Genomic DNA, 24,196 nt, shown 5'->3' on the forward strand with positions numbered 1-24,196 from the left:
TTAATTCTCCAACGCGATTATATGCAGGTGTTCACCATCGAGGGAAACCTGTGCAGCTTTGCCCCAAAGGGGGTGCTCCGCGTCAAGGGTCATGTAGACGCCGGCAATGGCTACCAGCTCTGCCTCCAGACGTTGACAGAAAATGCGTGCTGATTCGTCTCCCTGAACGCCCGCCAAGGCCCGTCCGCGCAAGGGGCCATAGACGTGGACATGTCCGTCGGCCAGGACTTCGGCGCCAGCGTTGACGGCGCCCAGACAGACCAGATCGCCACCTCGCGCGTACTGGCGCTGACCTGAGCGCAGGGGCTGGCTGAACACGCTGCCTGCAGCGGTATTCGACGCCGGCGGCGCGCTGGCGGCCTTGGCGTCGCTGCCGCGCAGGTGGGGTAGCCCGAGAGCAGCCGCGGCTTCCGCTTGTTCGTCGCTGACATTACGCACCCCGATGGGAAAACAGCCGGCTTCGCGGAGAATCGTCAGCCATTCGCTGAAGGGCAGGGAAAGTGATGGATCGATGTCGGTCAGGTCCAGGATGATCGCTGCCCCCTGTACCAGACGCAACGCCGGTCCCTGGGCCGCAAGTTCCGCCTGCAAGGTCTTGGCAGAAGCGTGCGTCAGACGCAAGATGCTGAGGGTGAATACCCCGCCACTAAGGCGCAGGGTCGATTTCGTCGGGGTGGCATTCATGTTTCACGTGAAACCCGTCAGGACTAATCGCGTCGCAGCAGTGGCAGCTTGTCTTTTTTTCCATTGAACTCCTCTGCCTGGGGCAGGGCCGCCTTCTTGCGCAAGATAACGGGCCAGTGGCGGGTGAGTTCTGCATTCAGGGCGGTGAAATGTTTCTGATCGTCAGGCACTTCGTCTTCGGCATAGATCGCATCGGCCGGACACTCGGGAACACAGGCAGCACAGTCGATACACTCGACCGGATCGATGACCAGAAAGTTTGGCCCCTCGTGAAAGCATTCGACAGGGCAGACTTCGGCACAATCGGTATATTTGCATTCGATACAATTTTCGGTGACAACGTAGGTCATGCTTCAAACCTTGGCAGGGCTGGATTTTTTTCGGGTACTTTTGGCGCTGGCGGACTTCTTGCTGCTACTTGTCTTTTTTGCAGTAGCCGGGCTTCGACGCGCAGCCTTTTTTGGCTTGCCGTCTGCTGCTTCCTCCTCTGCTTTGGGCTCCGGAGCTACGTAGTCGCGCAACAATTCTTCGATTTCGACGGGCGCTGCCGCTTCTGGAAAATGGAAGGCGCAGTCTGCCTGAGGACAGACTAACTCCTCACCGCGACGCTTGGTACTCTTTTTATAGAGCACCGGCCAAGCGCAGCGTGGGCAGGCGCGGGCGACGGGCTCTCCCCAAACGGCATATTTGCATTTGGGGTAGGTGTTGCAGGAGTAGAAGGTCTTGCCGTAACGACTGCGCTTCTCCACCAGCTCGCCGCTGCCACAGGCTGGGCAGGTGACGCCAGTGGATTTGGGTGTGCTTAGGCTCTCCAGATATTTGCAGCTCGGGTAACCACTGCAGGAAATGAAGCGCCCGTAGCGCCCCTGGCGATAGACCAAGGCCTTGCCGCAGTCGGGACAGTCGCGCCCGACGGGTTCTGGTGCCTCACGCGGGCCATCGATGGGGCGGGCGTAATTGCAGTCGGGATAGCCACTACAAGAGATGAAGCGCCCGTAGCGCCCCAGCTTGAGGCGCAACGGTTTACCACACTCGGGGCAGTTTTCGTCGATCGCCTCGCTGGTTGCCTCGGAGCGACTGATATTGGCTTTGTCTTCTAGACGCTGATGAAAAGGCTTCCAGAAGTCCCTCAATACCGGCTGCCAGTCCTTCTCGCCGCGGGAGATGGCATCGAGCTGGTCCTCGAGCTCGGCGGTGAAGCCATAGTCGACATATTGGTCAAAATGCTGTACCAGGAACTGGTTGACAACCTCCCCTAAGTCGGTGGGGTGAAAACGCCGCTGTTCCACAGCAACATATTCCCGGTTCTGCAGGGTCTGAATGATGCTCGCGTAGGTGGACGGTCGACCAATTCCATGCGCCTCCAGGGTCTTGACCAGGGTTGCGTCGCTGTAGCGCGGGGGCGGCTCGGTGAAATGCTGTTCGGCTTCGATCCCATGAAAAGTGGGTTGATCGCCATTTTGCAGGGCAGGCAGGAGGCGTTGCTCGTCGTCTTCGTCCTGCTCGTCCTTGCCTTCCTGATAGACCACGAGAAAACCGGGAAAGGTGACCGTCGAACCATTGGCGCGTAGTTGCCAGTGACTGCCCGCAGCGAAATCGACGGCTACCAGGTCTAGCTGCGCTGCGGCCATCTGACAGGCGACAGCACGTTTCCAGATCAGGTCGTAAAGGCGCCATTGGTCCTTGTCGAGGCGGCCCTGCAGACTGTCGGGGTGACGGCGGATGTCGGTGGGGCGGATCGCCTCGTGGGCTTCTTGGGCATTCTTGGCCTTGGTCTTGAAACGGCGCGCCTCTTTGGGGAGATATTCGCCGCCAAAGTGTTGTTGCACGAAGTCGCGCATAGCGGCAATGGCATCTTCCGAGAGATTCACCGCATCGGTACGCATGTAGGTGATCAAACCAACGGTCTCGTTACCGATACTGATGCCTTCGTAGAGTTGTTGGGCAACGCGCATGGTACGGCTGGCGTTGAAGCCGAGTTTGCGCGAAGCCTCCTGCTGCAAGGTCGAGGTAGTAAACGGTGCGGCCGGTTGCCGCTGGCGCTGCTTGCGCTCGACCTTGATCACCTGGAGCGGCTGGCGCTCGAGGTTGGCAAGGATCTCACTGCGTATCGCCTCGGCAGCCGCCGCATCGGGAATGTCGAATTGCTCGAGCTTTTTCTCCTGCCACTGGCTGAGGCGTGCGGAAAAACGCTTTTCCTCCTGCTCCAGCTCTGCGCTCAGGGTCCAATATTCGCGCGCAACGAAGGCGCGGATTTCGGCTTCACGCTCGCAGATCATGCGTAGGGCTGCGCTCTGCACGCGACCGGCGGAAAGACCGGGGCGTACCTTGCGCCAGAGCAGCGGCGAGAGATTGAAACCGACGAGATAATCCAGCGCGCGGCGCGCTTGCTGGGCATTGACCAGATCCATGGCAATCGCGCGCGGATGCGCCACGGCGTCCTGTACTGCGCGCGGGGTGATTTCGTGGAAGACCACCCGCTGTACCGGTTTGCCGTCGAGCAACTTCTTGTCGCGCAGCAGCTCTACCAGGTGCCAGGAGATCGCCTCGCCCTCGCGATCCGGATCGGTGGCGAGCCAGAGACTATCGGCCTTGCGCAATGCGCTAGCAATGGCATCGACATGTTTGCCGTTGCGTGCGATTTCGGCATAGCGCATGGCAAAATCGTGTTCGGTATCGACGGCCCCTTCCTTCGGCAGCAGATCGCGCACATGGCCGTAGGAGGCAAGCACCGTAAAGTCGCCGCCCAGATACTTCTGGATGGTTTTCGCCTTCGCTGGCGACTCGACAATTAGCAAGTGGGTCATGCGTCAGTGCAAGATGCGACGGCCATCGGGGCTGAGAAGTTGGTCCATCCAGTAGCCGTCGGGGCCGTCCTCGTTGACCATCACCAGAAAGGCGACCCAGTCGAGGGTCTCCAGGTCGGTCTCTTCCAGTTCCAGGGCCAGAAGACGGTCGATAATGCGCTCCCGGATACTGCTGTTGATGACGCCCAGGTGTTCCCATTCCGCCAGCTGCCCCCGCGTTGCCACGGATAACTGCAGATTTTCCCAGGGTTGATAGCTGCGGATGGCAGAGCGGCTGTTTTCGGGGCTGTGGTCTTCGTCGAAGCCGTCCATCCAGTCGAGGGCACGTTGAATTCCCTCTTCCGGATACCCTGCGGCGAGCAATTGCTCCTCGATCTCGCTGTTTTCCTCGTCGTCGTCGAGGTGGTCGAGTAGGTAACTGATGATGTCGATGACGTCTTCCATGGCAGACCCCTAGTTGGTATTGGGAAGGCGACAGAAACGCCCCCCAGGGCAGGAGGCGATATATCCTTGGATTTCCATGTGCAAGAGGATGGACGAAAGCGCCGGGAGCGTCAATCCGCAGCGGCTGGCAATTTCCTCGCTGCTCAGGGTTTCCTGTCCCAGTGCCGCCCATACCTGACGTTCCGTTTCGTCCTCCGGCTGGCGCAGTTCCCGTATCTCAGCACCCTGGCTGGCAGCAAAGAGAGGTCCCAGCTCTTCGAGAATGTCCTGTGCTGTCTCAACCAGCTTGGCGCCGTCCCGAATCAGACGATGGGGGCCGCGGGCCAGAGGGCTGTGGATCGAGCCAGGGATGGCAAAGACCTCACGGCCCTGTTCCATGGCCAGACGGGCGGTGATCAGGGAGCCGCTGTTTTCTGCTGCCTCGACCACCAAAGTTCCCAGGCAAAGCCCGCTGATCAGCCGATTACGGCGCGGAAAGAGGCCACGATGGACGCGGGTGCCGGGTGGCTGTTCGCTGATGATGAGGCCCGTCGCCAGCATGGCGCGGGCGAGGTCCAGATTTTCGCGCGGATAGATCAGATCGGTGCCGGTGCCCAGTACTCCGATGGTACCCGAATGCAGAGCACCCTGGTGCGCGGCGGCGTCGATGCCGATGGCCAGGCCACTGACAATCACCAGTCCGTTCTTGCCCAGCTCCTCGGCAAAGGCACGGGCTGTGGCATTCCCCACCGGCGTCGGGTTGCGGCTGCCGACAATGGCGAAAAGTGGGTCGCGCAGCCGGGCGCGCTGACCGCGCAGAAACAGGGCCATGGGCGGATTGGCAATTTCCCGCAGCAAGGGGGGATAATCGTCATCGAACCAGGTACAGAGATCCTGCTCGGCGTTTGCCAACCATTGGCGATCGGCATCCGTCAGGCAGTCTTCCGGGTCCCGGCGCAGCCACTCCTGACTGACGGCAGGGAGATCGGGATGGCGTACGCCAAAACAGGCCTCCGCAGACTCCTGTTGTTCCAGTAAGAGGCGCTGCCGTCGTGGGCCGAGGCCGGGGCAGCGCAGGAGGGCAAGCCAAGCGGATTGTTTCAAGGAGTGAGTTGGGCCTCTTGCTGCAGTTTTGCCGGTCCGGCAACCGGGTAATAAACATTGGCGCCCAAGGGAATGCCGCGCGTTGCCGAGGTGATGACGGCATAAGAAACCTGGGGAAAGACGCGGAAAATCATCAGGGTACCAATTTTTTCCGGAGGTAGGGGGAAATCCTTGCCGGTGACAGCATTCTTGCCCATCCGTGCCGAGTCGTCGATCTCCATGACGTTGCCTGGCTTCAGCTCGGCATTTGCGCCCTGATCGAGGATGACCACCTGCCCTACCGTGAGTTCTTCGGCGTTGTTGGTTTTGGCGATGATTTGTGCCGCGACGGCCCGCTTGGGCGCGCTCGGGAAATAGTGTGGCGCCGGTCTCGGGGTGATCGGCACCAGACGGTCGCCCAGATCGATTTCCCGCCGCGCTGAGAGAATACGAATTTCTGCCTCGCTACCGTTGTTGTGCACTAGCTCTGCGGTGCCCAGATTGATCACGCTATAGCCCAGCGGCTTGGGATCGGCCAGACGATGCAGCTCAGTACCCAGACGCACGATACTGTAGCGGGTTCCCACTGCAGCCTGGTCGAGGCCGCTGACGAAGACCTTGTCCCCGGCGGTATAGGCGGGACGCTCATGCAGTGCTGCAGCGAGATAGGGCAGTTTGTCGTACTCCTGCTTGTTGGCGACGATGGCCGGGCTGTACAGAAAGGGCATGATGATACCCGTATGGTAACTGGGAATGGCCGCTACCTGCAGTTGGGGTTGCAGGGGAATGACCTCGACGGCAGGTTCGCCATTGGGCATCCGGTACAGGACGATGCGATCGCCGGGGTAGATCAGATTGGGATTGCGGATCTGTGGGTTGGCGTGCCAGATCTTCCGCCATTCCCAGGGATTTTTGAGGAAATGGGCGGCGATGCCCCATAGGGTATCACCGGGTTGTACGACATAACTGCCCAACTGCTGGCTGACAGCTGCTGGCTCGGCGAGTGCCAGGCCAGGGGCAAGAGGGCCCAGCAGGGCGCAGGCAATAGCCAGGGGTACAACACGTTTCCGCATGATCTCTTCTCCTTGGGACTTCCGCGCCCCATAGTATTAGTCCAAGATATCAATTTTTGCGAGAACGGACCGGTTATGGCGCTTTTGAAAATTGTCGAATATCCCGATACCCGCCTCAAAGGCCTGGCTCAGCCGGTGGCACGAATCGATCGGGAAATCCGTCAATTGGCGGATGATATGGCGGAAACCATGTACGATGCCCCGGGCATCGGCCTTGCGGCACCACAGGTGGCGGCCGCGCAGCGATTGATCGTTGTCGATGTCTCCGATGGACGCAACGAGCTGCTGACCCTCATCAACCCCGAAATCATCGAGAAATCCGGCGAGGAGGAGATGAAGGAGGGATGTCTATCCGTTCCTGGGGTTCTCGAGACCGTGCGCCGCGCTGATCGGGTCAAGGTGCGCGCTCAGGACGTCAGTGGCAAGACTCTAGAGCTGGAAGCCGACGGCCTGCTGGCAGTCTGTCTGCAGCATGAAATCGACCACCTCAATGGCGTGCTCTTTGTCGATCATCTTTCCCGCCTGAAACAGAATCTGATTCGCCGCAAGGCAGAAAAGCGGATGCGCCAGCATGGCTGAGGACCGGCGCATCGTCTTTGCCGGAACGCCGGAATTCGCGCAGATCGTGCTCGCTCAGCTGTTGGCACGTCAGGACAATGTCGTCGGCGTTCTGACCCAGCCGGATCGTCCTGCGGGGCGCGGGCGCAAGCTCCAGGCGAGTCCGGTCAAGACCCTGGCGATGCAGGCGGGGCTGCCGATATTACAGCCAGAATCCAGCCGCCGCCCCGAAACCCTCGACTGGTTGGCCCAGTTGGCCCCCGATCTGCTCATTGTCGTTGCCTTTGGCCAGATTCTGCCGCAGGCGATGCTCGATCTGCCGCGCCTCGGCGCCATCAATGTCCACGCCAGTCTCCTGCCGGCGTGGCGCGGTGCCGCTCCTATCGTCCGTGCGCTGGCTGCTGGCGATCGCGAAACCGGGGTCTGTATCATGCAGATGGAAGCCGGACTGGACAGCGGCCCCGTGCTGTGGACACGCAGCACGCCGATTCTGGATACGGACACCGGAGCCAGCCTGCACGATAGGCTGGCGGAACTCGGTGCCGAGGCCCTCTCCGAGGCTCTCGACCGTCTGTGGCTGGGGGAACTTCGACCCCAGTCTCAGGATCACGAACGGGCGACCTACGCCAAAAAGCTGCGCAAGGAAGAGGCGCGTATCGACTGGTCACAGGACGCCGCGACCAGCGAACGCCTGATTCGGGCCTACCATCCCTACCCGGTGGCGCACACGAGTTTTCGGGAGCAGCCGTTACGCGTCTGGGCGGCGCGTCTGGGTAGCGCTAGCGGCGTAGCAGGCACGCTGATCACGAATACGGCGGAAGGGCCGGAAGTCGCCTGTGGACAGGGAAGTTTGGTGCTGACCCGGGTACAACCCGCGGGGAAGGCACAACTTTCCGGTGCTGATTTCGTGCGCGGCTACCGTCCGCAAGCGGGCGAGGTTTTCGTTTGAGCGAGGCCGTGCAGGGGAAGCGCCTGCGCCGCGCCGCTCTGCTTGCCTACCCGGCAGCGTTGGCGGGTGAGCGCCTGGATTTTCTCCTGGATCGCTCCGGTCTGCAGGGGGCAGAGCGGGCCAGCCTGCAATGGTTGCTGAGTGGCGGCCTGCGCGAGAGCCAGGCCTTGCGCGAACAGTTGCAAAGCCTGTTGCGCCCCGGCAAGCAGGATGAGCAGGTGCTTGCCCTGCTGCAATTGGCGCTATACGAATTGCGCCATGGGCAACGCCCGGATTTTGCCATCGTGAATGACTGGGTGGAGGCCAGCCAGCTTATCGGCAAGACTTGGGCCAAAGGCCTGATCAATGCCGTGCTGCGCCGCTATCTGCGCGAGCGTCCGGCGCTCGAGACAGTGGCGATGTCGTTGTCGGAATCGCATCCTGCGTGGCTGCTGCAGCGCCTGCAGGCGGCCTACCCAGAGGACTGGCCCGCCATTGTCGCTGCCAATCTCCAGTCCGCGCCGCTGTGGTTGCGCGTCAATCGGCAGCAGCTCAATCGCGATGCGTACCAACGGCGCTTGCAAGAATGCGGTCAGCCCAGCCGCACCTATGACCAATTGCCGGACGCCCTGATCCTGCCCGGCAGTTTGCCAGTCCGCGATCTGCCGGGTTGGGACGCCGGCTGGGTCACAGTGCAGGATGGCGCTGCGCAACTGGCAGCGGAGATTCTCGCGCCCCAGCAGGGGGAAAAAGTTCTCGATGCCTGTGCCGCGCCCGGCGGCAAAACCGCGCATCTGCTTGCCTTGGGGGCCACGAATATGCTGGCCCTGGACCGCTCCGCCCCACGTCTGCGCCGCCTGCAGGAGGCGCTGCAACGGCAGGGCCTCAGTGCCGAACTGCGGGAGGCCGATGCGGCCTTGCCGGATACCTGGAGCAACAAGCAACTTTTCGATGCCATTCTCCTCGATGCGCCTTGCAGTGCCACCGGCATCATTCGTCGCCACCCAGATATCCTGCACCGCGAACCGGACCTCGTCGCCTTGCGTGAAGAGCAGGCGCGTTTGCTGCGCGGTCTTTGGCAACAGTTGCGACCGGGGGGGCGCCTGCTCTACTGCACTTGCTCCATTTTGCCGGAAGAAAACGAAGAGCAGATACAGGATTTCCTTGCCGGGCACGGCGACGCGGTGCGGGTGCCAGACCCGCGCTGCGGTCAACGCCTCCCCGGGCAGGACGACATGGACGGCTTCTACTACGCGCTGCTGCGCAAGGTCGGTACGCAGGCATGAGCGAACGTCAGCGCCCCTCGCCGCGCCGCTACTGGTTGCGTGCACTGCGCCAGAATGATGGTGACGAAGGGAGCGGCGGCTTCCTGCGCTGGTGGGCGGTGCTGCTGATCCTCCTGGTCCTGGGCTTTCTCGCATTTACTTTTTTTGTCAGTGCCGCAGGACCGCTGAGCCCCTTTTTCATCCCCATGCTTCTCGCTTCGGCGGCCATCGTTTTGCTCCTGCTGGTGTTGGTCATGGTCGCTGTCGCCCGCCTGCTGCTGCGTCTGCGGCGCGGTGAGGTGGGCAGTCAGCTGGCCACCCGTCTGGTCGTGATCATCACCATCCTCAGCCTGACCCCAGCGGCCGTGGTGTTTGCCTTCTCCTGGCGTTACCTCAATCAAGGCATTGACTCCTGGTTGAGCGCTGCGGTGGAGAGCGCTCTCGAGCAGGCGGTAGATGTAGCCAAGGCGGGGGTAGACCGCTACCGCAGCAGCACCCTGCTGTCGGCGGAGACGATTGCCCAGGCGCTCACCGGGCAGCCGGACAGTGCCGCAGTGCTGACTGTCATCCAGATGCGCGACCAGTTTCGCCTGAGCAGCGTCACCCTCTTTTCCAGCAGCAACCGCATCATTGCCACCAGCAGCGACAACCTCGAGCTGGTCCCTCGCCTGCCCCACGACCTTTTGCTTGGCGCCCATACCAATCATCCGCTGGTCAAAATGGCAGACGAAAACGGACAGTTCCTGGTGCGCGTGCTCATCCCGGTGATGAACCCGCACTTTGGGCGCGGCAATCGTCTGCTCTATGTGGAGCAGGTGGTGCCGGAGCAATTCAGTCGGGCCGCTGCAGCAGTGCAAAACGCCGATCACCGCTATCGGCAACTCACCCTGATGCGCGGGCCCATGAAGACGGCCTTTCAGATGACCCTAGCGGTCGCTCTCTTGCTGACCGCGCTCAGTGCGCTGTGGATCGCCCTGCTCCTGGCCCGGCGCCTGACCGCCCCCATCGCCCGCCTTGCCGCGGGGACCCAAGCGGTAGCGCGCGGCGAGTTCATTCCCCTGCAAATCATTCCCAGTAATGATGAGCTGGGCGTTTTGCTTCATTCTTTCAACAATATGACGCGACAGCTTGCACGCGCCAAGCAGCAGGCGGCCAAGGCGCAGGAGGAGGCCGATCAGCGACGGTATTATCTGGAAACCATCCTGGCGCAGATTTCCAGCGGTATCCTGATATATGCCAATGATGGCAAGATCTCAGAAGTCAATGCAGCGGCAAGGAAGATTCTGCGTCTGCCGGAAAGCGGGCTGCCGGATCCGGAAAATGAGCCGCAACTGGCCGCGTTCTGGGCTCAGGCACAGGACTGGATTCAGCAGCCACGCAACGACATGCAGCGGGAGCTGCAGATCGAACGTAGTGACGGTACCCAGACCCTATTGCTGCACGGCGCGCGCTTTGCCGAGCTGGGCGGGACCGAGGGTTTTGTCCTGGTCTTCGACGACATCAGTCCGCTGTTGGCTGCCCAGCGCAGCGCCGCGTGGGGGGAGGTAGCGCGGCGCCTGGCGCACGAGATCAAGAACCCGCTCACGCCCATCCAGCTCTCGGCAGAGCGGCTGCGCCGCAAGTATCTCGAACGGCTTGGCGCCGAGGGGGAAACGCTGGATCGGGCAACCCACACCATCATCCAGCAAGTCGACGCCTTGAAAGTGTTGGTCGATGCCTTCTCCGAATATGCCCGAGCGCCAAAGCTGGACCTGCATCCCATTGATCTGAACGCCTTGATTGCCGATGTTGCCGAGCTTTATCGCGGGCAGGGCGCCGGAGTGGAAATCCGCTGCGATCTGGCGCCCGAGCTGCCGCTGCTGCGCGCCGATGCCCATCGCCTGCGGCAGATCCTCAACAATCTGCTGCGCAATGCCATCGATGCCATCGCTGCTACGGCAGAGCCAGCAACGGAGGGGCAGCGGCACATCTGGATTCGTACTCGGATGCTGCTCGGTCCGGAGCAACCCATGCTAGAATGGATAGTAGAAGATGATGGTCCAGGCTTCCCTGCAGACCTCCTGGCGCGGGTTTTCGAGCCCTACGTGACCAGTAAACCCAAGGGCTCGGGTTTGGGATTGGCCATTGTGCGACGCATCGTCGAGGAGCATGGTGGACAGATCGAGGCTGGAAACCGGGAAGAAAGCGGGGCTCGGGTGGTGATGCGGTTTCCCCTCGCGGCGGGGGTGGCGGAGGAAGCATGAAGGAAGCGGGAAGACTCAACATTCTGGTCGTCGATGATGAGCCGGATATTCGTAGCACGCTGGCCGATATCCTCGAAGACGAGGGCTACCGTGTTACCCAGGCAGCCAGTGCCGCCGAGGCCGAGGCGCGTCTGCGCGATGGCCTCTACGATCTTCTTCTGCTCGACATCTGGATGCCCGGGGAGGACGGATTGCAGTTCCTCCGGCGTCTTGCGAGTAATGGCCTGGAGCAGCCGGTGGTGATGATGTCGGGGCATGGCACCATCGAAACTGCTGTGCAGGCGACGAAACTGGGGGCCTATGATTTTATCGAGAAGCCCCTGTCTCTGGACAAGACCCTGCTCAGTGTCGGTCATGCCCTCGAAGCCTTCCGGCTACAGCGCGAGAACCGGGAGCTGCGCGAGCAGAGTGGGGTGATCGAACGACCTACCGGTGAAAGCCCGGCCATCAAGCAGTTTCGCGAACAACTCAAACGGGTTGCGGCGGTAGACTCCTGGGTCCTGCTCCAAGGCGAAGCGGGAAGTGGCAAAGAGGTCGCGGCGCGCTACCTGCACCGCCACAGCCGTCGTGCCGAGAGTCCATTCATCGACTTGCGGGCGGCGGTCATCGCTCAGCCCAATGTCACGGTCGAGCTGTTTGGCGCCGAGCAGGACGGGCGTGTGCAGCGGGGGCGTCTGGAATTGGCACACGGTGGCACCCTTTTCATCGACGAAATTGCTGACATGAACCTCGAGAGCCAGGCGCGTCTGGTCTCTGCCCTGCAGGAGGGGCGCATCCTCCGGGTGGGAGGGACGACGCCGGTGGACCTCGATGTACGCGTTATTGCCGGTACGGCGCGCGATCTGCAAAAACTGGTAGCCGCGGGGCAGTTCCGCCATGATCTCTTCTACCGCCTGCAGGCCCTGCCGCTGCAAGTGCCCAGCCTCGCGCAGCGCAGTGCCGATATCCCAGAGCTGGTCGAGGAGTTCATGGGGCTGTACCGCCGGCGCGAGGGTCTGAGTCGGCGGCAGTTTCTGCCGGAGGCCATGGAGGTTTTGCGCCACTATCCCTGGCCTGGAAACGTGCGGGAATTACAGAACCTGGTACAACGCCTGTTGATTCTCAGCGAGGGTCCCGAAGTCAGTGCCGAAGAGGTGGAGGGCGCGCTGGGGCTGGATCAGCGCCTGATGCCCCTCGGTAACGCCTCGCCGGATGATTTCGGCGGCACCCTGAAGCGTGCGCGTGAACGCTTCGAGCGCGCCTTTCTCGAATATCATCTGGCGCGCAACGACTGGAACATTGCCAGGACGGCAGAAGCCGCCGGTCTCGAGCGTACCCATCTCTACCGCAAACTGAAGAATCTGGGGATTGGGCTGCGCGGCGAGCGGCGCCCGGAGGATGAACTGGAGGACTGATGGAAGAACGATCGTTTCAACCCCTGGGTATTGCCATCCTCACGGCCTCGGACACCCGCACCCCCGAAACCGACAAGTCGGGTGACGCTGCCGATACTCTGCTGCGCGAGGCGGGTCATCGGATCGTCCAGCGTGCCATCGTTGCCGATGATCTGCTGGCCCTGCGGGCGCAGATGCAGGCGTGGATCGATGACCCACAGATCGATGTCGTCGTCAGCACGGGGGGTAGCGGACTCACCGGCCGCGATGTCTGCCCCGAGGCCATGGCGCCCTTGGTCAGCAAGCCCATCCCAGGATTTGGTGAACTCTTTCGTTATCTTTCCTACCAAGAAATCGGTACCAGCACCATACAGTCGCGCGCTGAAGCTGCGGTTTGCTCGGGGACCCTCTTTTTCCTGTTGCCTGGTTCAACGGGGGCTGTGCGCACGGGGGTCAGCCAGATCATCGTCCCCCAGTTGGATATCCGTCAGCGTCCCTGCAATCTCACCCAGCTCTTGCCGCGGATTCGCGGCGAGGTCTAGCGAACGGCAAGCGGTAAAGTCTCTCCCGCTATTAAACTGATCTGCAGTGCTCGCGGTACTTGGCGCGCCGTTGTTCGGAGCTTGCCCGACGCCAATCGTCGCAGGATAATCCGCCCATGAAAAACACCTTTTCCGTCATTGTGGTAGGCGCTGGCCACGCAGGTATCGAGGCAGCGGCGGCAGTCGCGCGTAGCGGCAGCCGTTGTCTGCTGCTGACCCAGAATATCGACACCATCGGGCAGATGTCCTGCAATCCGGCCATTGGTGGCATTGGCAAGGGGCATCTGGTCAAGGAAATTGATGCCCTGGGCGGGGTCATGGGCCGTGCCATCGATCGCGCCGGCATCCAGTTCCGCGTCCTCAATGCGCGTAAGGGGCCGGCAGTACGTGCCACGCGCGCCCAGGCCGATCGCAGCCTGTATAAGCTCGCGGTGCGTGAGCTGCTGGAAGAACTACCACTCCTGCAGATGTTTCAGGGCAGCGTGGGCGATCTGTTGGTAGAAGGTGGCAGGATCGCGGGTGTGCGGCTGGAGAATGGGCAGGAATTTCGTGCTCCGGCTGTGGTCCTTACCACCGGCACTTTCCTCGCCGGACGCATCCACATCGGCGATCAAAGTTACCCGGCGGGACGCGCCGGTGACGCCCCGGCCAATGCCCTGGCGGAACGTCTGCGTGCCCTCGAGTTTCCGGTGGCCCGGTTGAAGACCGGCACCCCGCCGCGCATCGACGGGCGTAGCATCAATTACTCCGTGCTCGAGATCCAGCCCGGCGATGACCCGGCGCCCCCCTTTTCCTTCCTGACGGAGCGCATCGAGGTCGAACAGCGCCCCTGCCATATTACTTATACCAATGCCGAAACCCATCGCATCATCGCCGACAACTTGCAGCATTCGGCCATGTATGGGGGGCACATTCAATCCAAGGGACCACGCTACTGTCCTTCCATCGAGGATAAAATCGTGCGCTTTGCCGACAAGGCGTCACACCAGATCTTTCTCGAACCCGAAGGCCTGCGCACCCAGGAGGTCTACCCCAACGGGATCTCCACCAGCCTCCCTTTTGCCGTGCAGGAGGCGCTGGTACGCAGCATGCGCGGCCTGGAAAACGCCGTCTTGTTGCGCCCGGGCTACGCCATCGAGTATGACTACCTCGACCCCCGCGCCCTGACCCCAGAGTTGCATAGTCAGCTTCTGCCCGGGCTCTTCTGTGCCGGACAGATCAACGGTACGACGGGCTACGAGGAGGCGGCGGCGCAGGGGCTCCTGGCGGGGATCAATGCCGCCCGCTGGGAGCGTGGCGAGAAGGGCTGGTGTCCGGCACGACATGAGGCCTATCTTGGCGTGATGGTAGATGATCTGGTTACCCGCGGGCTGGATGAACCCTATCGGATGTTCACCAGCCGCGCGGAATATCGACTGCGGCTGCGCGAAGACAATGCCGACCAGCGCCTGACGCCGGTAGGCCGAGAGCTCGGCTTGGTAGACGAAGAGCGCTGGCAACGCTTTGTCGCCAAGCAGGAAGCGCTGCGCGGTGAACGGCAGCGCTTGGAATCCATCCGTATTGGCGAAGACTCTCCCGCAGCCCAAAACCTGGCCATGCGCCTGCCGCAACCCCTACGCCGGGACCATAACCTCTGGGAGTTGTTGCGTCGCCCGGAGTTGAGCTATCCCGAACTGCTGGCAGACTGTGGTATCAGCGATCCGTTACCGGTCTCCCTTGCCGCGGTACTGGAAATCGACTGCAAATATGCCGGCTATGTGCAGCGGCAAGAGGAAGAGGTCGAACGCAATCAACGCTGGGAGAGCATGGAAATTCCGGCGGATCTCGACTTTGGCGTCATTTCCGGTCTGTCTACGGAGGTGCGGCAACGTCTGCAGCGGCAGCAGCCGCGTAGTGTGGGGGAGGCCGCCGCATCCCTGGGGTCACACCTGCTGCGGTCTCCCTGCTGTTGATTCACGTGAAACGTCACCACTGGGCGGCGGCGAGTTAGGTGCCACCTATTCCCGAGATGGACAGCAACGCCCTGCGCCAGAGCCTTGATCAGGGGCTGCTCGCTATGGACCTGGACCAGGAAATCAGCCCGCAGGCGCGCGAGCGGCTTTTGTGCTACCTGGCAGAGCTGATGTCGTGGAACCGGACCCATAACCTGACAGCAATTCGGGACCCATCGGCGGCCGTATACCGGCATTTGCTCGATAGTTTGGCCTTGTTACCGTTTTTGCCGAAGGATCGACCGGTATATGACATTGGCAGTGGCGCTGGTCTGCCTGGCATCCCGCTGGCCATCGCGCGCCCGCAGCAACCCTTCGTGCTGGTCGAGCCGGCGGGTAAGCGGGTGGCGTTTCTGCGTCATGTGTTGTCCCTGCTAGGATTGGAGTGGGCAGAAGTTCGGGCACAGCGCGCCGAGGACTTACGCTACGTCGAGCGTATGGTACTGGTCAGTCGCGCCACCGCTGAGTTGGCGGAGTTCCTCGTCATGACCCAAAGTTGCTTGCAGCCAGGCATCGCGTTGCTGCTCGCCAAAGGACCGGCCTGGGCCGAAGAAATGAGTAAACTGCCACCGGATTGGGCGGCACGATTCGTGGCCCAACCATTGGCCATTCCCGGGCAACCGCCACGCTTTGCCCTCTGCGCCGAGCTGGAGAGCGCGGCGTCATCCTGTCACTGGTCGGTTCCGCCCGCAGTCGGTATCCTGTAAGTGCGAAGCGGAGAGAGATAGAAGATGCGGGTTGTGGCCATAGCCAACCAGAAGGGCGGTGTCGGGAAGACCACTACGGCGGTCAACTTGGCGGCGGCCGTGGCGGCCCTGGACAAGCGCGTGCTGCTGATCGACCTGGATCCGCAGGGCAACGCCAGCACCGGGCTCGGTGCCGATAAAAGTCGCTGGCCCAATGTTTACCACTTGCTTTTAGGGGAGGTCGATCTGTCGGCTGCGCTGCAAGGATGTGGAGCCTTGTCCTTGCTCGCCGCAAGCCTAGATCTCGCTGCTCTGGAAGTAGAGCTTGCCGGGCAGGAAGGGCGCGAGTTGCGTCTGCGCGACGCTCTGCGAGGCGCGCAGGATTGGGATTACGCATTCATCGATTGCCCGCCGTCCCTCGGCCTCCTGACACTGAACGCCCTGGTTGCAGCCGATCGGGTGTTGATCCCCATGCAATGCGAATATTTCGCCCTGGAGGGCCTGACGCAACTACTCGACACCCTGCGCCGGGTGCGCGCACAATTGCACCCCGGCCTGGAAGTCGATGGCCTTCTGCGTACCATGTTCGATGCGCGTAACCGTCTCTCGACCGAGGTGAGTGGTGAGCTGGAGCGCCATTTCCCCGAGCGTATGTACCGCGTCATCGTGCCCCGCAATGTCCGGCTCGCGGAAGCCCCCAGCTTTGGCCAGCCAGCCATTCATTATGATCCGCAGTGTGCCGGTGCCGACGCCTACCGCCAACTGGCGCAAGAGTTTTTGCAACGTGAGCAACGGTTATGAGTAAAAAACCTGCCGCGCTAGGTCGTGGTCTCGACGCCCTGTTTGCCGGTAACCGGGAGACCAGCACCCTGCGCAATCTGCCTCTCGACCTCATCCATCCGGGGGCACAGCAGGCGCGTAAACATTTCGACGAAGCGGCTCTGGCGGAACTCGCAGATTCCATTCGCGCCGAAGGGGTGCTGCAGCCTATTTTGGTGCGTGCCGAAGCCGGAGGCCGGTATGAGCTCTTGGCGGGGGAGAGGCGCTGGCGCGCAGCACAGTTGGCCGGACTGCGGGAGATTCCCGCCCTGATCCGCGAGGCCTCCGAACAGCAGGCTTTGGTGATCGGCATTATCGAAAATATCCAGCGTCAGGATCTCGATCCCCTTGAGGAAGCCGCGGCTCTGCAGCGTCTACTTGATGAATTCCACCTGAGTCATGAGGCCCTGGCCCAGGTGTTGGGGCGCTCGCGAGCGGCCATCAGTAACCAGCTGCGCCTGCTCCGCCTCGACCCCTCTTTAGCACCGCAGTTACGCACTGGCGGATTGACTGCTGGACATGCGCGGACCTTACTGTCCCTGCCGCCCCCCGCACAGCGGCAAGCGGCGGCGGAGATCATCGCCAAGGGTCTGAGCGTTCGCCAGGCCGAACTCTTGGCCAAAAATGTGCAGGACCGCGAGAATCGAGTCTCCAAGGAGGTCGACCCAAACCTTGCCGCGCTGCTCGTCCAGCTGGAAACGGCGTTGGGCCTGCAGGTCCGCATCTCGGTCCGTCGTGAAGGAGGAGAGTTGCACATTCGCTGGCGCAATGCCGCCGAGGCCGCCGCCCTATGGCAACGTCTGGGCGTGACGGAAGATTCAGTGCCCCTCTCTTGACCTCGTCCGACTGCGTGTTTAGACTCCCTGCCAATTTGCGGTGAGGCCGATGTCAGAAAAATCAACCATGGCCTCCTGGGCATTTTCGGCCTATGTCGGTCGAGTTGCTGCGTGGGTTTTGGTATTGGCTTTGCTCGTCGCCGCCATTTGTGCGTGGCGCTGGAATGCGCGAGAGGCCTGGGCCATTCTCTACGCCGCCTTTTTGAGCGTACTGAACATGCTCATTTTGGGAAGCCGCCTATTGGCGCTCCCCGTTTCACCGGCTGCCGCCAGCGCGCGGCTAGGTGCGGCGGTGCTGCAGCGCTGGGTGCTCACCATCTTGGGCTTGCTGTTGGCTTTGGCCTGGTTGCACCTGCCGATCGTCGGTTTGGTCATCGGTCTTTTGCTTGCACACTTTGTGTATTTAGGCTTCATGTTGCGCGAGCGCAACAAGAAAAGGAGATGAAACGTGGCATCTGGCGATATCGCCCATCACCTGGTCAACTGGACGGTTGGCCAGGGATTCTGGACCTTCGATCTCGATACCATTCTGATTGGTTGGGTAATGGCTGCCATCCTGGTAATCACCTCCATGGTGGTCGGTGCCCGCCTGCAGCGGGGAGCCCCAGCCGGAATGCAGGCCTGGCTCGAAGGAACCGTAGAGTTTATCGATAAGCTGGTTACCGATAGTTTTCCGGTGCGCGATCCCCTGATTGCGCCGGTGGCGCTGACGGTGTTCGTGTGGATCCTGCTGATGAACAGTATGGACGTGATTCCTGCCTATCTGCCTGGAGTTATCGCCGGTTGGTTTGGGCTCGAGCACTTTCGCATCACGCCTACCGTAAATTTGAACACCACCTTTGCGGTCGCGTTGGCGGTCTTTGGACTGACCATTTTCACCAGTCTACGCGTCAAAGGATTTGCGTACTTCAAGACCTACCTCACCCACCCATTCGGCAAGTACCTAGCGCCCATCAACATCATCATGACGGCGATTGAAGAAATCACCAAGCCCCTGAGTCTGGGTTTGCGACTCTTTGGCAACATGTTTGCTGGCGAGCTTGTATTCCTGCTTCTCGCTCTATTGCCGTGGTGGGGTACCCTGATCATGGGCGAGGTCTGGTCGCTGTTCGAATCCCTCATCATTATGCTCCAGGCCTTTATTTTCACCGTGCTGACGGTTGTGTATCTGGGCATGGCCAATATGCAGGACCACTAATTCCACTTTCTGCTTTGTTTTGACATTCTAAGGAGTCTTTACCATGGACGCACATACCATCATCGTTGCAGCAACTGCCATCGCCGTGGGTATCATCTTTGGTGCCGCCGGTCTCGGCTCGGCCATTGGCTGGGGTTTGATCACCTCCAAGACCATCGAAGGCATTACCCGTCAGCCGGAAATGCGCCCGCAGCTGCTGGTCAACACCTTCATCTTCGCTGGCTTGATGGAGTCTTTCCCCTTCATCATTCTCGCTTTTGGCTTCTGGTTCCTCTTCGCCAACCCCTTCGTCGGCTAATGCCCCTGGTCGGCTGAGCCGGCCTCCGTGCAAGAGAGGACATCATGAATCCAGTAAGTATCAATGGGACGCTGATCATCCAGCTGATCACCTTCGTGATCCTGGTGATTTTGCTCTACAAGTACCTTTATGGTCCGTTGCGTCGGGTAATGGACGATCGCTCGGCAAAGATTGCGGACGGTTTGGCTGCCGCCGAGCGTGGTCAGGAAGAGCTTGACCTCGCGCAGAAGCGCGCTGCCGAAATTCTACGGGAAGCGAAAGAAAAAGCGAGCGAAATCATTTCTCTAGCCGAGCGACGTGGTATTGAGATGCGCGAGGAAGCGCAAATCAAGGCGCGTGAGGAGGCGGATCGCATCATCGCTGCAGCCCGAGCCGAGATCGAGGTCGAAGGCAATCGCGCTCGCGAGCAGTTGCGTGGTGAAGTCGTGCGCCTAGTGGTGGACGGCTCGCAACAGATCCTGCATCGGGAAATCAACGCTGACAATCATCGCGACATCGTTGATCGCATGGTTGCCCAGCTCTGACGGAGGCGATGATGGCAGAGTCTACTACCCTCGCGCGTCCCTACGCTGAAGCCCTCTTCGAGATGGCATCGGCGGGCGCTGTAACGGGTGCCTGGGATGATGCGCTGCAAGCCCTCGCCTCTTGGGTCGAGGATGCAGACGCGCGCGCCTTTCTCGCTGATCCAGAGCGCTTGGATGCCGACAAGGTAGCCTTGCTGGCGGGTGTTTCGGTCGCCGTCGACAAGGAGGCCTGGACGCGCTTCGTCCAGCTGCTCATCGATAACGAGCGCTGGTCGCTTTCCCGAGAAATCGCCGAACTCTTCCGCGCCGCGGTACGACGTGCGAAAGGGGAACTCGATGTGTTGGTTACCAGCGCATTCGCTTTGGACGACGATCAGAGGGCGGCCGTAGCTGCTGCACTGGAACGCCGGCATCCTGGTATGCACGTGACCCTGCGGGCGGCGGTAGACCCTGATCTCCTGGGCGGTCTGGTCATCCGCGCCGGTGACGAATCCATTGACGCATCCGTGCGCGGCCAGTTGCAACAACTGGCGCAAAATCTTCGCAATTGAATTGAGGAAATGGCATGCAACAACTGAATCCTTCGGAAATCAGTGACCTGATCCGCACGCGGATAGCGGGTTTCGAGGGGCGGGTAGAAACCCGCTCACAGGGAACGATCACCAGCCTGAGCGACGGGATTCTCCGCATTCACGGCCTGGAAGACGTGATGTACGGCGAGATGCTCGAGTTGCCGGGGGGTAAGTATGCCCTCGCGATGAATCTGGAGCGTGACAACGTCGGTGCCGTGGTATTGGGCGAATTCTCCGGCCTGGAGGAAGGGGACGTCGTCAAATGTACCGGTAAGGTCATGCAGGTACCGATTGGTAAGAGCTTGCTGGGTCGCGTAGTCAACTCCCTGGGTCAGCCCCTGGATGGCAAAGGCCCGATTGAGGCGGAAGAATACGACGTCCTCGAAAAGATCGCTCCGGGCGTCATCGATCGCCAGAGTGTGGATGAGCCCATGCAGACGGGAATCAAGGCAATTGATGCCATGGTTCCGATCGGGCGCGGACAGCGCGAGCTGATCATCGGCGACCGCCAGACTGGCAAGACTGCCGTTGCGGTAGACGCCATTCTGAATCAGAAGGGCCAGAACGTCTTCTGTGTGTATGTCGCCGTCGGGCAGAAGGCGTCCACAGTGGCGAGTGTGGTGCGCAAGCTTGAGGAGTACGGCGCGATGGAGTACACCATCGTGGTCGCCGCCAACGCCTCGGATTCTGCGGCAATGCAGTACCTGGCACCTTATGCCGGTTGTACGATGGGCGAGTATTTCCGTGATCGGGGCATGGATGCCCTGATCATCTACGACGACCTTAGCAAGCAAGCCTGGGCCTACCGGCAGATCTCCCTGTTGCTGCGCCGTCCGCCAGGTCGCGAGGCCTACCCTGGTGACGTGTTCTATCTGCACTCCCGCTTGCTGGAGCGCGCTGCGCGCGTCAACGCCGATTTCGTGGCAAAGAAGACCAATGGCGCGGTACAGGGAAAGACCGGCTCCTTGACCGCATTGCCGATCATCGAGACCCAGGCGGGCGATGTGTCTGCGTTCGTGCCGACCAATGTTATTTCCATTACCGACGGTCAGATCTATCTCGAATCCGATTTGTTCAATTCCGGCATTCGCCCGGCTATCAATGCGGGTCTGTCGGTTTCCCGCGTCGGCGGCGCAGCGCAGACCAAGGTCATCAAGAAGCTCGGCGGTGGTATTCGTCTGGACTTGGCGCAATACCGCGAGCTCGCGGCGTTTGCGCAGTTTGCTTCGGATCTTGATGAGATCACGCGCAAGCAGATCGAGCGCGGCAAGCGCGTAACAGAGCTGCTGAAGCAGGATCAGTATTCGCCGATGTCCGTCGCCGAGGAGTCTATCGCACTGTTTGCGGCGAGCAGTGGTGCCCTGGACGACGTCGAGGTCGCCAAGGTTCGGCCCTTTGAGAAGGCTTTGCTTGCCTATATGCACTCCAATCATCAGGCGACCGTCGATGCCTTGGAAGACAAGAAGGCACTCACCGACGAGATCAAGGCAGAATTGGATGCAGCGTTGAAGCAATTCAAGTCCACCGCGAGTTATTAAGGAACGGCAATGGCGAAGGCGAAGGAAATCAACGCCCAGATCAAGAGCGTAAAAAACACGCGCAAGATCACCAAGGCCATGGAAATGGTCGCGGCGAGTAAAATGCGCCGCGCCCAGGAACGGATGGCGGCATCGCGGCCCTATGCCGACAAGATCCGCGAAGTGCTGGCGCATGTCGCGCAGGCGCATCCAGAGTATCAACATCCCTTTCTCGCCGAGCGGCCAAGAAAGCGGGTTGGGTTTCTGCTGGTCAGTTCCGATCGCGGTCTTTGTGGGGCACTGAATGTAAACGTCCTGCGCATCGTTGTGCAGCAAATGCACGACTTGCAGAGTCAGGGCATAGAAGTGCAGGTGGCTGCAGTTGGCAACAAGGGCGTTGGGTTTCTGCGACGTCATGGTGCGCAGCTCTCTGCCGAACTCACCGGCATTGGCGATCGGCCCGGCCTGGCGGATATGGTTGGCCCGATTCGGGTGATGACCGACGCCTATCGGAATGGTGAGATTGACGCCCTTTACCTGATTTCTTCGCGCTTCATCAATACCATGTTGCAGCGGGCGACCCTGGAGCAGGTCTTGCCGGTGAAAAAGCCGGAGGAAAAGACGGTGGTGGCAGGCGAGCGTTGGGATTACATCTATGAGCCAGAAGCGCGACCGGTATTGGATCATCTGTTACAGCGCTACGTGGAATCGGTCATTTACCAGGCGGTAGTCGAGCATTTGGCCTGCGAGCAGAGCGCTCGGATGGTGGCGATGAAAAACGCCTCCGACAATGCCAAACGGCTCGTGGGCGAATTACAGCTTGCTTACAACAAGGCGCGTCAGGCGGCAATCACGCAGGAAATCGCGGAGATCAGCGCCGGCGCCGCGGCAGTGTAAATTTTTGGATTATTTGAGGATGCAGAGCATGAGCGAAGCGCAAGTTGCAGATCAGGCCGTTGGCCATATCGTCCAAGTCATCGGGCCGGTGATCGACGTCGCCTTCCCCCGCGGGCAGGTGCCGGAAATCATGGAGGCGATTGTCGTTGAAGACCGCCATCTCACCATCGAAGTACAGACGCAGTTGGGTGATGGCGTAGCTCGCGGTATTGCCATGGGTTCGAGCGAAGGCTTGAAGCGCGGACTCTCCGTCCGCCGCACCGGGGCACCGATCAGCGTCCCCGTGGGCCATGAAACTCTGGGACGCATCATGGATGTCCTGGGCGATCCCGTGGATGGCAAGGGGCCGGTGCAGACGCAAGAGCGCAAGGCGATCCACCGCCCAGCCCCGTCCTTTGACGAGTTGGCGGCGAGCACCGAGGTGCTGGAAACCGGCGTCAAGGTCATCGACTTGGTCTGTCCTTTTGCCAAGGGCGGCAAGGTCGGCCTCTTCGGGGGCGCGGGCGTGGGTAAGACGGTATTGATGATGGAGTTGATCCGCAACATTGCCATCGAGCACACGGGTTACTCCGTATTCGCTGGGGTCGGCGAGCGGACTCGCGAGGGCAACGACTTCTATCACGAAATGACCGAGTCCAGCGTTATCGATAAGGTTGCGCTGGTGTACGGGCAGATGAACGAGCCACCAGGCAACCGTCTGCGCGTGGGTCTTACCGGCTTGACCATGGCGGAGCATTTCCGCGATGAAGGCCGCGACATCCTGATGTTTATCGACAATATCTTCCGCTATACCCTGGCGGGCACCGAGGTTTCCGCACTGCTCGGCCGTATGCCATCGGCGGTGGGTTATCAGCCGACCCTGGCCGAAGAAATGGGCAAGCTGCAGGAGCGGATCACCTCTACCAAAGTCGGCTCGATTACCTCGGTGCAAGCCGTTTACGTGCCGGCGGATGACCTCACCGATCCGTCTCCGGCAACCACCTTCGCCCATTTGGATGCGACGGTGGTGTTGTCGCGACAGATCGCCGAGCTGGGCATCTATCCGGCTTTGGATCCTCTGGATTCCTTTAGCCGTCAGCTCGATCCGCAGATCGTCGGACAGGAGCACTACGACGTAGCGCGTTCCTGTCAGAAGACTTTGCAGCGCTACAAAGAGTTGCAGGACATCATCGCCATCCTCGGTATGGACGAACTTTCTGCCGAAGACAAGGTGCTGGTGGGACGGGCACGGAAAATCCAACGCTTCCTGTCGCAGCCGTTCTTTGTTGCCGAAGTCTTTACCGGTAGCCCGGGCACCTACGTTTCGCTCAAAGAGACCATCCGTGGCTTCAAGGCGATTGTCAGTGGCGAATATGACCATCTGCCCGAGCAGGCCTTTTATATGGTCGGCACCATCGATGAAGCGCTAGCCAAGGCGCAGAAGCTGCAGCAAGGCTGAGAGCTATGGGCATGACCATCGATGTGCGGGTAGTCAGCGCGGAAGGCAGCATCTACGAAGGCACGGCGGATATGGTGATTGCACCGGGGCAGATGGGTGAGCTGGGTATCCTTCCCCGCCATGCCCCGCTGCTCACCGGGCTGCGCCCGGGGGAGCTGCGCATCAAACATGGTGCTGAGACCGAATATCTCTTCGTAAACGGCGGGATCCTCGAAATCCAGCCCGACGTGGTTACGGTTCTGGCGGATTCCGCAGAGCGTGCCACTGATATCGATGAGGCGAAGGCCAAGGCTGCCAAGGAGGCGGCAGAGGTGCGCATCGCCAATCAGGCGGACGAGCTGGATTATGCGGCGGCGCAAGCGGAGCTGCTCGAGCAGGTAGCACGCCTGCGCACCCTGCAGCGTCTGCGCGAACAGGGTATCCTGCGCTAGCCTTTTGGGC

At 61.0% G+C, this 24,196-nt stretch carries 24 protein-coding genes and 1 pseudogene; 19 read left to right on the forward strand and 6 right to left on the reverse strand.

Annotated features, from left to right (window positions below; genetic code table 11):
- From minC to AC2VNM_RS04010, 6 genes are read right to left on the reverse strand one after another with little or no spacing between them, the layout of a single operon-like run.
- A complete protein-coding gene (gene minC, locus AC2VNM_RS03985; RefSeq protein WP_483166439.1) occupies positions 1–684 on the reverse strand; it encodes a septum site-determining protein MinC in 684 nt (227 codons plus the stop codon).
- Between the two features lie 23 nt (positions 685–707).
- Positions 708–1,034 (reverse strand): ferredoxin FdxA, encoded by a 327-nt coding sequence (fdxA, locus tag AC2VNM_RS03990; protein ID WP_483166438.1) that lies wholly within the window; start codon positions 1,032–1,034, stop codon positions 708–710.
- Between the two features lie 3 nt (positions 1,035–1,037).
- A complete protein-coding gene (topA, locus tag AC2VNM_RS03995; protein WP_483166437.1) occupies positions 1,038–3,491 on the reverse strand; it encodes a type I DNA topoisomerase in 2,454 nt (817 codons plus the stop codon).
- 3 nt (positions 3,492–3,494) lie between these two features.
- The gene (locus AC2VNM_RS04000) at positions 3,495–3,935 is read right to left on the reverse strand and encodes a Smg family protein (protein WP_215872130.1); all 441 of its coding nucleotides are present in this window, start codon (positions 3,933–3,935) and stop codon (positions 3,495–3,497) included.
- A gap of 9 nt (positions 3,936–3,944) precedes the next feature.
- Positions 3,945–5,018, reverse strand: a complete 1,074-nt coding sequence (gene dprA, locus AC2VNM_RS04005; RefSeq protein ID WP_483166436.1) for a DNA-processing protein DprA — start codon at positions 5,016–5,018, stop codon at positions 3,945–3,947.
- The gene (locus tag AC2VNM_RS04010; protein WP_483189640.1) at positions 5,015–6,070 is read right to left on the reverse strand and encodes a LysM peptidoglycan-binding domain-containing protein; all 1,056 of its coding nucleotides are present in this window, start codon (positions 6,068–6,070) and stop codon (positions 5,015–5,017) included. The genes dprA and AC2VNM_RS04010 overlap by 4 nt, the downstream gene beginning before the upstream one ends.
- Before the next feature lie 75 nt (positions 6,071–6,145).
- Between AC2VNM_RS04010 and def the strand changes: the two genes are divergently transcribed.
- From def to AC2VNM_RS04105, 19 genes and pseudogenes are all read left to right on the forward strand, one after another.
- A complete protein-coding gene (def, locus tag AC2VNM_RS04015; protein ID WP_483166434.1) occupies positions 6,146–6,649 on the forward strand; it encodes a peptide deformylase in 504 nt (167 codons plus the stop codon).
- Positions 6,642–7,577, forward strand: coding sequence for a methionyl-tRNA formyltransferase (gene fmt, locus AC2VNM_RS04020; RefSeq protein WP_483166433.1), 936 nt, complete (start codon positions 6,642–6,644; stop codon positions 7,575–7,577). The genes def and fmt overlap by 8 nt, the downstream gene beginning before the upstream one ends.
- Entirely contained in the window at positions 7,574–8,842 is a 1,269-nt protein-coding gene (gene rsmB, locus AC2VNM_RS04025; RefSeq protein WP_483189641.1) for a 16S rRNA (cytosine(967)-C(5))-methyltransferase RsmB, read from the forward strand. Before fmt ends, rsmB begins: the two co-directional genes overlap by 4 nt.
- Positions 8,839–11,064, forward strand: coding sequence for a sensor histidine kinase (locus tag AC2VNM_RS04030; RefSeq protein ID WP_483189642.1), 2,226 nt, complete (start codon positions 8,839–8,841; stop codon positions 11,062–11,064). The genes rsmB and AC2VNM_RS04030 overlap by 4 nt, the downstream gene beginning before the upstream one ends.
- Positions 11,061–12,458, forward strand: a complete 1,398-nt coding sequence (locus AC2VNM_RS04035; RefSeq protein WP_483166430.1) for a sigma-54-dependent transcriptional regulator — start codon at positions 11,061–11,063, stop codon at positions 12,456–12,458. Before AC2VNM_RS04030 ends, AC2VNM_RS04035 begins: the two co-directional genes overlap by 4 nt.
- Positions 12,458–12,979 (forward strand): molybdenum cofactor biosynthesis protein B, encoded by a 522-nt coding sequence (moaB, locus tag AC2VNM_RS04040; protein ID WP_483166429.1) that lies wholly within the window; start codon positions 12,458–12,460, stop codon positions 12,977–12,979. The genes AC2VNM_RS04035 and moaB overlap by 1 nt, the downstream gene beginning before the upstream one ends.
- A 116-nt stretch (positions 12,980–13,095) precedes the next feature.
- Positions 13,096–14,969 (forward strand): annotated as a pseudogene (mnmG, locus tag AC2VNM_RS04045) (tRNA uridine-5-carboxymethylaminomethyl(34) synthesis enzyme MnmG).
- Positions 14,970–15,677, forward strand: a complete 708-nt coding sequence (gene rsmG, locus AC2VNM_RS04050) for a 16S rRNA (guanine(527)-N(7))-methyltransferase RsmG (RefSeq protein WP_483189644.1) — start codon at positions 14,970–14,972, stop codon at positions 15,675–15,677.
- Between the two features lie 24 nt (positions 15,678–15,701).
- On the forward strand, positions 15,702–16,457 hold the full coding sequence (locus AC2VNM_RS04055; RefSeq protein ID WP_483166426.1) for a ParA family protein: 756 nt from the start codon (positions 15,702–15,704) through the stop codon (positions 16,455–16,457).
- The gene (locus AC2VNM_RS04060; protein ID WP_483166425.1) at positions 16,454–17,311 is read left to right on the forward strand and encodes a ParB/RepB/Spo0J family partition protein; all 858 of its coding nucleotides are present in this window, start codon (positions 16,454–16,456) and stop codon (positions 17,309–17,311) included. The genes AC2VNM_RS04055 and AC2VNM_RS04060 overlap by 4 nt, the downstream gene beginning before the upstream one ends.
- Positions 17,312–17,360: 49 nt before the next feature.
- Positions 17,361–17,756, forward strand: coding sequence for an ATP synthase subunit I (locus AC2VNM_RS04065; RefSeq protein ID WP_486912921.1), 396 nt, complete (start codon positions 17,361–17,363; stop codon positions 17,754–17,756).
- Between the two features lie 3 nt (positions 17,757–17,759).
- Positions 17,760–18,509, forward strand: coding sequence for a F0F1 ATP synthase subunit A (gene atpB, locus AC2VNM_RS04070; RefSeq protein WP_483166423.1), 750 nt, complete (start codon positions 17,760–17,762; stop codon positions 18,507–18,509).
- Between the two features lie 43 nt (positions 18,510–18,552).
- The gene (gene atpE, locus AC2VNM_RS04075) at positions 18,553–18,807 is read left to right on the forward strand and encodes a F0F1 ATP synthase subunit C (RefSeq protein WP_215872117.1); all 255 of its coding nucleotides are present in this window, start codon (positions 18,553–18,555) and stop codon (positions 18,805–18,807) included.
- Positions 18,808–18,851: 44 nt separating this feature from the next.
- Positions 18,852–19,331 carry a F0F1 ATP synthase subunit B gene (locus AC2VNM_RS04080; RefSeq protein ID WP_483166422.1) on the forward strand — a complete coding sequence of 160 codons (480 nt, stop codon included), beginning with the start codon at positions 18,852–18,854 and terminating at the stop codon, positions 19,329–19,331.
- Between the two features lie 11 nt (positions 19,332–19,342).
- Positions 19,343–19,882: a F0F1 ATP synthase subunit delta gene (locus tag AC2VNM_RS04085; RefSeq protein WP_483166421.1), complete on the forward strand. Its 540-nt coding sequence runs from the start codon at positions 19,343–19,345 to the stop codon at positions 19,880–19,882.
- A gap of 14 nt (positions 19,883–19,896) precedes the next feature.
- Positions 19,897–21,441, forward strand: a complete 1,545-nt coding sequence (atpA, locus tag AC2VNM_RS04090; RefSeq protein ID WP_483166420.1) for a F0F1 ATP synthase subunit alpha — start codon at positions 19,897–19,899, stop codon at positions 21,439–21,441.
- A 9-nt stretch (positions 21,442–21,450) separates the two neighbouring features.
- Positions 21,451–22,317: a F0F1 ATP synthase subunit gamma gene (atpG, locus tag AC2VNM_RS04095; RefSeq protein WP_483166419.1), complete on the forward strand. Its 867-nt coding sequence runs from the start codon at positions 21,451–21,453 to the stop codon at positions 22,315–22,317.
- A gap of 28 nt (positions 22,318–22,345) precedes the next feature.
- Entirely contained in the window at positions 22,346–23,755 is a 1,410-nt protein-coding gene (atpD, locus tag AC2VNM_RS04100) for a F0F1 ATP synthase subunit beta (RefSeq protein WP_483166418.1), read from the forward strand.
- A 5-nt stretch (positions 23,756–23,760) separates the two neighbouring features.
- Positions 23,761–24,186: a F0F1 ATP synthase subunit epsilon gene (locus AC2VNM_RS04105; protein WP_483189645.1), complete on the forward strand. Its 426-nt coding sequence runs from the start codon at positions 23,761–23,763 to the stop codon at positions 24,184–24,186.
- Positions 24,187–24,196: the final 10 nt, after the last annotated feature.

The organism is Acidithiobacillus sp. TH-A67 (assembly GCF_057473545.1).

What these genes read in the sequence shown, in the direction of transcription:
- AC2VNM_RS04105 (WP_483189645.1), top strand. Translation starts at nt 23,761, where the DNA reads ATGGGCATGACCATCGATGTGCGGGTAGTCAGCGCGGAAGGCAGCATC.
- minC (WP_483166439.1), bottom strand. Translation starts at nt 684, where the DNA reads ATGAATGCCACCCCGACGAAATCGACCCTGCGCCTTAGTGGCGGGGTA.
- fdxA (WP_483166438.1), bottom strand. Translation starts at nt 1,034, where the DNA reads ATGACCTACGTTGTCACCGAAAATTGTATCGAATGCAAATATACCGAT.
- AC2VNM_RS04030 (WP_483189642.1), top strand. Translation starts at nt 8,839, where the DNA reads ATGAGCGAACGTCAGCGCCCCTCGCCGCGCCGCTACTGGTTGCGTGCA.
- AC2VNM_RS04080 (WP_483166422.1), top strand. Translation starts at nt 18,852, where the DNA reads ATGAATCCAGTAAGTATCAATGGGACGCTGATCATCCAGCTGATCACC.
- AC2VNM_RS04055 (WP_483166426.1), top strand. Translation starts at nt 15,702, where the DNA reads ATGCGGGTTGTGGCCATAGCCAACCAGAAGGGCGGTGTCGGGAAGACC.
- AC2VNM_RS04010 (WP_483189640.1), bottom strand. Translation starts at nt 6,070, where the DNA reads ATGCGGAAACGTGTTGTACCCCTGGCTATTGCCTGCGCCCTGCTGGGC.
- def (WP_483166434.1), top strand. Translation starts at nt 6,146, where the DNA reads ATGGCGCTTTTGAAAATTGTCGAATATCCCGATACCCGCCTCAAAGGC.
- atpD (WP_483166418.1), top strand. Translation starts at nt 22,346, where the DNA reads ATGAGCGAAGCGCAAGTTGCAGATCAGGCCGTTGGCCATATCGTCCAA.
- AC2VNM_RS04060 (WP_483166425.1), top strand. Translation starts at nt 16,454, where the DNA reads ATGAGTAAAAAACCTGCCGCGCTAGGTCGTGGTCTCGACGCCCTGTTT.
- AC2VNM_RS04065 (WP_486912921.1), top strand. Translation starts at nt 17,361, where the DNA reads ATGTCAGAAAAATCAACCATGGCCTCCTGGGCATTTTCGGCCTATGTC.
- fmt (WP_483166433.1), top strand. Translation starts at nt 6,642, where the DNA reads ATGGCTGAGGACCGGCGCATCGTCTTTGCCGGAACGCCGGAATTCGCG.
- AC2VNM_RS04085 (WP_483166421.1), top strand. Translation starts at nt 19,343, where the DNA reads ATGGCAGAGTCTACTACCCTCGCGCGTCCCTACGCTGAAGCCCTCTTC.
- topA (WP_483166437.1), bottom strand. Translation starts at nt 3,491, where the DNA reads ATGACCCACTTGCTAATTGTCGAGTCGCCAGCGAAGGCGAAAACCATC.
- atpG (WP_483166419.1), top strand. Translation starts at nt 21,451, where the DNA reads ATGGCGAAGGCGAAGGAAATCAACGCCCAGATCAAGAGCGTAAAAAAC.
- atpE (WP_215872117.1), top strand. Translation starts at nt 18,553, where the DNA reads ATGGACGCACATACCATCATCGTTGCAGCAACTGCCATCGCCGTGGGT.
- atpA (WP_483166420.1), top strand. Translation starts at nt 19,897, where the DNA reads ATGCAACAACTGAATCCTTCGGAAATCAGTGACCTGATCCGCACGCGG.
- AC2VNM_RS04000 (WP_215872130.1), bottom strand. Translation starts at nt 3,935, where the DNA reads ATGGAAGACGTCATCGACATCATCAGTTACCTACTCGACCACCTCGAC.
- moaB (WP_483166429.1), top strand. Translation starts at nt 12,458, where the DNA reads ATGGAAGAACGATCGTTTCAACCCCTGGGTATTGCCATCCTCACGGCC.
- AC2VNM_RS04035 (WP_483166430.1), top strand. Translation starts at nt 11,061, where the DNA reads ATGAAGGAAGCGGGAAGACTCAACATTCTGGTCGTCGATGATGAGCCG.